An 8,481-nucleotide genomic window follows, 5' to 3' on the forward strand; every position below is an offset into this window, starting at 1 on the left:
GGGATCGAACTACGCAGGTCAATGCACGCGGAGGCAGACTGGATAGGTTCTATGTCTGGAGATGTCTGGTGTGTGAACACGCGTGACGCACGCATGGCGCGAAGGCTTCGTTCCCCGGCGTACGCTGCTTCGGATCGCGGGGACCCTTGGCGTCGCGGGCCCGAGCTAACTAGCCGCCGACTTCTCCGTCGCTTCGAGCGCGGTGACGATCGCGCGGAGGTCCTGCCAGGCGTGACGCTTGTAGGTCGGCTGGCGCAGCAGATAGGCGGGGTGCAGCGTCGGTAGCGCGCGGATAGTCACCCTTCACAGCCTCGGCAAGGCCGAGCTGCCGGCTCAGCTCGCACGCTGGCTCGATGAGCTGGACGAGACCGGGCGCTGGGCGCTGCTGAAGCTGGTCACCGGCTCGCTACGCATCGGCGTCTCGGCGCGGCTCGCCAAGACGGCCGCCGCCGCGCTCGGCGACAAGGACCCGCACGACGTCGAGCTGGTGTGGCCAGGGCTGGAGCCGCCCTACCTCGAACTATTCGCCTGGCTGGAAGGCCGCGGCGACAAGCCGGAGAACCTTGATCCGGCGCCGTTCCGCCCGGTGATGCTGGCGCATGCGGTCGAGGACAACGACTTCGCCGGCATGAACCCGGCCGACTATATCGCCGAATGGAAATGGGACGGCATCCGCGTTCAGGCCGTCAGCGGCGTGAGCGACAACGGCGACACCGTCGTGCGCCTCTACTCGCGCAGCGGTGAAGACATCACCATGAGCTTCCCGGACCTGCTGCCATCCCTGCGGCTGCCCGGCGCGATCGACGGTGAGCTGCTGGTGCTCCGCAACAAGCGCGTGCAGTCGTTCAACGTGCTGCAGCAGCGGCTGAACCGCAAATCGGTGACGCCCAAGCTCACCAAGGACTATCCGATCCATCTGCGCGCCTACGATTTGCTCGGCGACGGCGACGAGGATCTGCGCACGCTGCCGTTCGACGAGCGGCGGGCGCGCCTCGAAGCCTTCATCGCCCGGCTCGACGACCCGCGTATCGACCTGTCGCCGACCGTCACCTTCGAAGATTGGGACGGCCTGCGCGCAGCCAGGCGCGACCCGGCTTCGGCCGGCGCGGGGGAGGATGCCGACGCCGTCGAGGGCGTGATGCTGAAGCGGCGCGACGCTCCCTATGTGCCGGGCCGCCCCAAGGGCCAATGGTGGAAGTGGAAACACGACCCGCACATCATCGACGCCGTGCTGATGTATGCCCAGCGCGGCCACGGCAAGCGCTCGTCCTACTACTCGGACTATACGTTCGGGGTCTGGACCGAGGCCGACGGCGGCGATCAGCTGGTGCCGGTCGGCAAGGCGTATTTCGGCTTCACCGACGAAGAACTGCTGCAGATCGACCGCTTCGTCCGCCGAAATACCACCGAGAAATTCGGCCCGGTCCGCCACGTCGTTCATGAACCCGACCAGGGACTGGTGCTGGAAGTCGCCTTCGAGGGTCTGCAGCGCTCGCCCCGCCACAAATCCGGCGTCGCGATGCGGTTTCCGCGCATCAACCGGCTGCGCTGGGACAAGCCGCCGCGCGACGCCGACCGGCTCGAAACGCTGGAGCGGATGCTGAAGGCCGAGGGCCAACCAGCCGAGGCGGTCGCACCAGCCATTGACTGACAACAACCAGTTCCCCATCTGCCCGGCAGCGACTATCATGCGGGCGTCCCGCACGAGGAAGAGCGATATGACGAACGACACTCGAAATCTGCCGGCGAGCGACGACGGCATCACCCGCTTCCTCGGCGGCTCGCCGCTGTCGGTGCTGTTCCGCCTGGTGCTGATGTCGATCCTGGTCGGCGTCGTGCTGGCGGCGATCGGCCTCGATCCCTGGAATATCCTGCACAGTATCCAGCTCCTGTTTCAGCGGGTCTGGGATCTCGGCTTCGATGCCATCAGCGGGCTGTGGCGCTACTTCCTGCTCGGCGCCGTGATCGTGATCCCGATCTGGCTGCTGTCGCGCCTGTTCGGAGCGCCGCGCGGCCGCTGAGCCGCGCTGTTCCGCCAAGTGACTTCGGTCCGGAGCGTCACCACCCGGCAGGTCTTCGCCATCGCCGGGCCGGCGATGCTGGCCAATCTGACGACGCCGCTGCTGGGCGTCGTCGCCACCACCGCCATCGGACGGCTTGGTGACGCCACGCTGCTCGGCGGTGTGGCGATGGCATCCATCCTGTTCGACTGCCTGTTCTGGCTGTTCGGCTTTCTGCGCATGAGCACGCTGGCCTTCACCGCCCAGGCGATCGGCGGCGGGCAAACGCGCGAACTCTCCGCGCATCTACTGCGCGGCCTGATCGTCGCCGGCGCGGTCGGCCTCGGACTGATCGTGCTGCAGGCGCCGCTCGGCCGAGCGGTGATCGGCGCCATGGGCGGCAGCGATGCGGTGAGCGCCGCGGCGGCGAGCTACTTCAAGATCCGCATCTGGTCGGCGCCGCTGGTGCTGGCGAATTTCGTCGTGCTGGGCTGGCTGATCGGCCGGGCGAGGGCAACGCTGGCGCTCGCCGTTCAGGTCGCCACCAATCTGATCAACGTCGCCGCCACCGTGGCGCTGGTCCTGTGGCTCGACTTCGGCGTCACCGGCGCGGCGGTCGCCGCTATCATTGCCGAGGGCTCCGGCCTGGTCATCGGCTTGGCGATCTCGCTCTGGCTCAACCACGGCATCCGCCGGGTGACGCGGGCGATGCTGTTCGAGCGCGACCATCTGCTGCGGATGTTCGCCGTCAACCGCGACATCATGATCCGCACCGCGGCGCTGATCGCCGTGTTTCTGTTCTTCACTGCGCAGGGCGCACGCGCCGGCGACGTCACGCTGGCCGCCAACGCGGTGCTCAACAACTTCCTGCTGGTCAGCGCTTTCTTCCTCGACGGCCTCGCCAATGCGGCCGAGCAGCTCTGCGGCAAGACGCTCGGCGCCAAGGACCGCGCCGGCTTCGTCACCGCGACACGGCTGGTGATCCTGTGGGGCTTCGGCTTCGCTCTGGCGGTGACAGCGCTCTATGTCCTGGCGGGACCGATGCTGATCGACTTCATCACCGCCAGTCCCGTGGTGCGTGCGAGCGCCCGGGACTATCTGTGGCTGGTGGCGCTGGCGCCGATCCTCGGCGTGTTCGCCTTCGCGTTCGACGGCGTCTTCATCGGCGCCACCTGGGCACGCGAGATGCGCAACCTGATGCTGCTGTCACTCGTTGTGTTTCTGACTGCATGGCTGGCGCTACGCTCGTTCGGCAATACAGGGCTATGGGCGGCGCTGCTGGTGCACTACGTGGCCCGCGGCGGACTACAAGCGCTGCGCTATCCGGTGATGCTGCGCCGCTCGTTCGGGACGGTCGGCTGAATTTAGTTCAAACCTCGGCGATCGAATTAGATCGATCTTCACGCCCGCACAACGTGCGGTCACAACGCCTCTTCGCAACGCGCACCCTCCGCAAATACCATGCTCCCTGCATAGGCAAATCAAGAGGGAGCGAACGAATGTGCGGCGTGTGTAGCAATGGATTGTCGCGGCGGAAGCTGTTCCAGGGCGGCCTGGGACTGTTAGCGGCGGCGACGCTGCCGATCGCCGCGCAGGCGCAGACGCCGTCCAATCCGGGCGACACGCCCGACGCCGCGCTCGACAAGCTGATGCAGGGCAATGCCCGATACGCCGCCGGCGATCTGCGCGAACGCGATTACTCCGCCGGACGCGCGGCGCGCGCCGAAGGCCAGGCACCGTTCGCCGCGATCCTCGGCTGCGCAGACTCGCGCGTCGCGCCCGAACTGGCTTTCGACCAGGGACCAGGCCAATTGTTCGTCGTCCGCGTCGCCGGCAATTTCGTCACGCCGGACGGCCTGGCGAGCCTCGAATACGGCGCCGCGGTGCTCGGCACCAAGGTGATCATGGTGCTCGGTCACAGCAATTGCGGCGCAGTCAATGCCACCGTCGCGGCCTTGCAGAAGGGCAACGACCTACCCGGGCACATCGCCGACCTGGTGCGGGCGATGAAGCCGGGGATTCAGCCTGTGCTCAAGCAGCCGGGCGACGATCTGCGGCAGCGCGCCGTGGTCGGCAACGTCAAGGCCAACGTACAGAAGTTGCAAGCCGCCAAGCCGATCCTCGGCAAGATGGTGGCGAGCGGCAAGCTCAAGATCGTCGGCGGCGTCTACGACCTCGCCAGCGGCAAGGTCGCGCTGGTTTAGCACCGCCGAGTTGCTCAGCGCGGCAAGCTGACGCGCAATCCGGCGATGGTACGGGTTTCGTTTGCGTCATGGGCCGGCTTAGATCAGGCTTCCAGGCTGTGGAAGCCCGATCGACGGAACCTGCGCGATGCAACTACGATTTGTCGGCTGCGGCGATGCGCTGGGCTCCGGGGGGAGGCTCAACACCTGTTTCCATGTCTCCGGCGAGAGCGTCAACTTCCTGATCGACTGCGGCGCCACATCGCTGCCGGCGCTGAAGCGCTACGGCATCTTACGTGAGGCACTCGATCTGATTCTGATCACGCATTTCCATGGTGATCATTTCGGCGGCCTGCCGTTCCTGATGCTCGACGCGCAATTCCTCAAGCGCAAGCGGCCGCTGGTGATCGCCGGGCCGGCCGGCATCGATATCCGCCTCACCCGGGTGATGGAAGCGCTGTTCGAGCACTCCTCGGCAACCAAGCCGGGTTTCGACCTGCAGGTCATCGCGCTCGAGCCGGCGGTGCCGCGGCAGTTCGGCGGCGTTACGGTGACGCCGTTCCCAGTGGTGCACGGCGACTCCGGCGGGCCATTCTATGCCTACCGTATCGAAGCCGAAGGCCGCACGCTGGCCTATAGCGGCGATACGCAATGGACCGACACGCTGGTCAGCGCCGCGCACGATACCGACCTGTTCGTCTGTGAAGCCTATACGTACGAGCGCGCTGTGAAGAACCACCTCAGCCTGAAGCAGGTCGAAACGCATCTGCCCGAGATCAATCCGAAGCGGCTGATCATCACCCACATGGGCGACGAGGTGCTGCACAGGCTCGACACCATTCCGCACATGGGCGCGAGTGATGGATTGATCGTGGAGTTCTAACCTCCCCTTCAGCACCGTCATTCCGGGGCGCTCACGAAGTGAGCGAACCCGGAATCTCGAAGTTGCTGTGCACGCGGTCGTTTTCCATCACATCGGGATTCCGGGTTCGGGCGCTACGCGCCCGCCCCGGAATGACGAACGTGTAGCAGGAAGTCAGATCGGCCATTCTTCCGCGGTGATCGTCGCCGCGTCGGCGCCGACGATCTCGGACAGCGACTCGCGGCCGGTGCGGAGCAGGGTCGAGGCGAGGTCGGCTTTGATCGAGTCGACCAGGCCGATGCCCTTGTAGACCAGCGACGAATAGAGCTGCACCAGCGTGGCGCCGGCGCGGATCTTGGTGAGGGCCGCGCCACCGGAGTCGATGCCGCCGACGCCGATCAGCGGAAATGCGCCTTCGGCCCGCACGAAGGTCTCCGCCACCATGCGGGTGGAGAGCCGGAACAGCGGCCGGCCGCTGAGCCCGCCCTGCTCCTTCATCCGTTCGCGCTCGCGTAGTACGGGCGGCCGCGCCAACGTGGTGTTGGCGACGATCATGCCGTCGACCCGGCGTGAGCGGGCGATATGCACCACGTCGTCGAGTTCACCGAGAGTGAGATCGGGCGCGATCTTGAGCAGTACCGGCGTGTCGCCAGCCTGCGCCCGTACACGCTCGCGGGCGTCGATCACCCGCGCCAGCAGATCGTCGAGTGCGGCCGATTGCTGCAGATTGCGCAGCCCCGGCGTATTCGGCGACGACACGTTGACGGTGAAGTAGCTGGCGACCGGCGCGAAGATCTCGATCTGCGCGACGTAGTCGGCGACGCGGTCCGCGCTGTCCTTGTTGGCTCCGACATTGACGCCGACAATGCCGCCGTGTTCGGCGCGGGCGGCGAGCCGCCGCAGCACCGCTTCGGCGCCGTCATTGTTGAAGCCCATGCGGTTGATCACCGCCTCGTCGCGCTCCAGCCGAAACAACCGCGGCCGCGGATTGCCGGCCTGCGGCTTCGGTGTGACGCTACCTATCTCGACGAAGCCGAAGCCGAGCCGCAGCAGCGAGTCCGGCACTTCGGCGTTCTTGTCGAAGCCCGCCGCCATCCCGACGGGGTTCGGGAAGTTGAGGCCAAACGCCCGAACCGCCAGCTTGGGATCGTCCGGCTGCGGCTCCGCATGCGGCAGCAGCTTGAGGCCGCGAATCGCCAGCCGGTGCGCATCCTCCGGATCGATCCAGCGCAGCAGCGGCAGCGACAGCGCTTCGACCGCGCGAATCATGCCAACAGCTCCGGCGGCTGATGGCTGCCGTCGGCCAGCGTCAGGATGTCATCGACGCTGATCACGGCCGACATCGGCAGCTCGCCGTAAAGATGCGGAAACAGGTCGCCACCGCGCGACGGCTCGAAGCGCAGCGCCGTGCCGAGCGCTTCGGCCCGCACCGCCACGACCTTGAGGTCGGTCTTGCCGACATAATGCTTCAGCAGCGTCCCCGGCAGTTGCGCGGCGGTCGAGAAATGGATGAAGCCGTCGCGATGATCGTCCGCGCTGCCACGATAGACGCCGGCCTGTTCGGCCTCCTGCCAGGCGGCGGCGTCACAGATCTTGTAAATCGTCCCCAAGGCCCCGCATTCCGGCAAGCTGCTGGTCGCTGGTGTCGACCGATCGACGGCAAGCAGACCGCGAGTCAACCGAAACAGCTTCGAAAACAACCAGTTGATATTTCCGGCGGCCCGGCCGGGCTGGATCAATCCGGTCGCGGCAGGTTTCAGTCGCCCGGAATCTCCGAGCGCCAAATCACTCGTATCTTGCACCACCGGTCGACTTCAAGAGCGGCGACAGGCCACCAAAAGGCATTGCACAGCGACTTTGCTTGAGGTAATAATTCCTATATTGTCGAGCGATTTTTTTGATATGCTCCGGCTGCTCCGAAAGGTTTCCGACCGATGCACATGCTGACCCACGACCAGATCTGAACTGCGCTCGACCGACTGTGCGAGCGATCGGGCCTTTCGCCCTCCGTTCTGACAAAGAAGTCGGCTCTCGACGCGACGACCTTCAACAAATCCAAGCGCATCACCAATGACGGGCGCGAGCGCTGGCCTTCAACCGAATCGGTCGCCAAGGCACTGTGCCCGCGACCAACACGGCGATCGACACGTTCGTGCAGCTGATCACCGACCGCGCCCGGGTGGTGCAGTCGGTGCCACTGATCGGCTTCGCACAAGCCGGCTCCGGCGGCTTTTTCGACGACGGTGGCTTCCCGGTCGGCAAGGGCTGGGACGAGGTCGGTCTGCCCTCGGTGAATGACGAGCACGCCTATGCGCTGGAGATCGCCGGTGACTCGATGAAGCCGGCCTATCGCGATGGCGACATCATCGTAGTTTCCCCAGGCACCACCGTCCGCCGCGGCGACCGTGTGGTGGTGAAGACCACCGGCGGCGAAGTGATGGTCAAGGAGCTGAAACGGCGGACCACCAAGATCGTCGAGCTGCAGTCGCTCAATCCCAGCCATCCCGACCGCACTTTGGCGCCGTCAGAGGTGGAATGGATCGCCCGTATCGTCTGGGCCAGCCAGTAAGCGTCCACTAACCGTCAGTTCTGAGACTGGTAGTCAACTACTCTCACTTCACAAAATGAATGTGCTGGGCAATGGTGGATTCGGGAACCAACCCGGAGCCATCCCATGCATCGCCGCGACGTCCTGAAAGCTTTTGCCGCTCTTGCCATGTGCCCGGTCTGCGCCTCCGTCGGCGTGGCCGCCGAAGGCGCCCATCATTGGGGCTATGAGGGGGACACCGGCCCCGCCAAATGGGGCGAACTCGATCCCGCCAACCAGATCTGTACCATCGGCGTCCAGCAGTCTCCCATCGACATCAGCTCGACCATCAGCGCGAATCTCTACCCGCTGGAAATCCACTGGGCCGACAGCGCCGACACCATCGTCAACAACGGCCATACCATCCAGTTGAATGCAGCGCCCGGCAGCACGCTGAAGCTCGGCTCTGCCAACTTCGACCTCGTGCAATTCCATTTCCACCGCCCGAGCGAGCACACGATCGACGGCAAGTCGCTGCCGATGGAAGTCCACTTCGTGCACCGCATGTCGACCGGCACGCTCGGCGTCGTCGGCGTGCTGATGCAGGAGGGCAAGTCGAACCCGGCCTTCGCCAAGATCGTCGCCACCATGCCCCAGAGCGAAGGCCCGGCGGTAAAGGCCGACAGCGCCATCAACCCCAACGCCTTCCTGCCCGAGAAGCGCAGCTACTTCCGCTACGAAGGCTCGCTGACCACCCCGCCCTGCTCGGAAGTGGTCGACTGGATCGTGCTGACCACGCCGGTCGAGGTCGCGGCCGAAGACGTCGCCGCCTTCGCCAAGCTGTATCCGATGAATGCACGGCCGGTGCAGAAGGAAAACCGCCGCTTCGTGCTGCAGTCGAACTAAGCG

General features: G+C 65.7%; 7 protein-coding genes and 3 pseudogenes. 7 read left to right on the plus strand and 3 right to left on the minus strand.

Features of this window, described 5'->3' with window-relative positions; translation table 11 throughout:
- Window positions 1-165: 165 nt before the first annotated feature.
- A pseudogene (locus I5M_RS32275) lies at window positions 166-297 on the minus strand (uracil-DNA glycosylase); the annotation flags it as partial.
- Between I5M_RS32275 and I5M_RS14505 the strand changes: the two are divergent.
- From I5M_RS14505 to I5M_RS14525, 5 genes and pseudogenes are all read left to right on the plus strand, one after another.
- Window positions 293-1,651, plus strand: a pseudogene (locus I5M_RS14505) (ATP-dependent DNA ligase); the annotation flags it as partial. The pseudogenes I5M_RS32275 and I5M_RS14505 sit on opposite strands and share 5 nt — an antisense overlap.
- 67 nt (window positions 1,652-1,718) lie before the next feature.
- Window positions 1,719-2,021, plus strand: coding sequence for a DUF6460 domain-containing protein (locus I5M_RS14510; protein ID WP_022722059.1), 303 nt, complete (start codon window positions 1,719-1,721; stop codon window positions 2,019-2,021).
- A gap of 75 nt (window positions 2,022-2,096) precedes the next feature.
- On the plus strand, window positions 2,097-3,362 hold the full coding sequence (locus I5M_RS14515; protein WP_083909588.1) for an MATE family efflux transporter: 1,266 nt from the start codon (window positions 2,097-2,099) through the stop codon (window positions 3,360-3,362).
- Window positions 3,363-3,499: 137 nt separating this feature from the next.
- Complete coding sequence (locus I5M_RS14520; protein WP_022722061.1) at window positions 3,500-4,204, plus strand: carbonic anhydrase; 705 nt, start codon at window positions 3,500-3,502, stop codon at window positions 4,202-4,204.
- Window positions 4,205-4,331: 127 nt separating this feature from the next.
- Window positions 4,332-5,066: an MBL fold metallo-hydrolase gene (locus tag I5M_RS14525; protein ID WP_022722062.1), complete on the plus strand. Its 735-nt coding sequence runs from the start codon at window positions 4,332-4,334 to the stop codon at window positions 5,064-5,066.
- Window positions 5,067-5,219: 153 nt separating this feature from the next.
- Here the strand turns inward: I5M_RS14525 and I5M_RS14535 are convergent, their stop codons facing one another.
- Window positions 5,220-6,314 (minus strand): quinone-dependent dihydroorotate dehydrogenase, encoded by a 1,095-nt coding sequence (locus I5M_RS14535; protein WP_022722064.1) that lies wholly within the window; start codon window positions 6,312-6,314, stop codon window positions 5,220-5,222.
- Window positions 6,311-6,655 (minus strand): DUF952 domain-containing protein, encoded by a 345-nt coding sequence (locus I5M_RS14540; protein ID WP_031336421.1) that lies wholly within the window; start codon window positions 6,653-6,655, stop codon window positions 6,311-6,313. Before I5M_RS14540 ends, I5M_RS14535 begins: the two co-directional genes overlap by 4 nt.
- A 369-nt stretch (window positions 6,656-7,024) precedes the next feature.
- On the opposite strand from I5M_RS14540, the pseudogene I5M_RS29800 reads away from it, so the two are divergent.
- Window positions 7,025-7,614, plus strand: a pseudogene (locus I5M_RS29800) (helix-turn-helix transcriptional regulator).
- Between the two features lie 105 nt (window positions 7,615-7,719).
- Window positions 7,720-8,478, plus strand: coding sequence for a carbonic anhydrase (locus I5M_RS14550; RefSeq protein WP_022722066.1), 759 nt, complete (start codon window positions 7,720-7,722; stop codon window positions 8,476-8,478).
- The last annotated feature ends 3 nt before the right edge of the window (window positions 8,479-8,481 follow it).

Origin of the sequence: Rhodopseudomonas sp. B29 (assembly GCF_000333455.1) — a bacterium.
Classification (GTDB): domain Bacteria; phylum Pseudomonadota; class Alphaproteobacteria; order Rhizobiales; family Xanthobacteraceae; genus Rhodopseudomonas.

Bases quoted from the DNA above. Each gene is read 5' to 3' on its own strand.
- I5M_RS14525 (WP_022722062.1), top strand. From the start codon at position 4,332: ATGCAACTACGATTTGTCGGCTGCGGCGATGCGCTGGGCTCCGGGGGG.
- I5M_RS14535 (WP_022722064.1), bottom strand. From the start codon at position 6,314: ATGATTCGCGCGGTCGAAGCGCTGTCGCTGCCGCTGCTGCGCTGGATC.
- I5M_RS14550 (WP_022722066.1), top strand. From the start codon at position 7,720: ATGCATCGCCGCGACGTCCTGAAAGCTTTTGCCGCTCTTGCCATGTGC.
- I5M_RS14510 (WP_022722059.1), top strand. From the start codon at position 1,719: ATGACGAACGACACTCGAAATCTGCCGGCGAGCGACGACGGCATCACC.
- I5M_RS14515 (WP_083909588.1), top strand. From the start codon at position 2,097: ATGCTGGCCAATCTGACGACGCCGCTGCTGGGCGTCGTCGCCACCACC.
- I5M_RS14520 (WP_022722061.1), top strand. From the start codon at position 3,500: ATGTGCGGCGTGTGTAGCAATGGATTGTCGCGGCGGAAGCTGTTCCAG.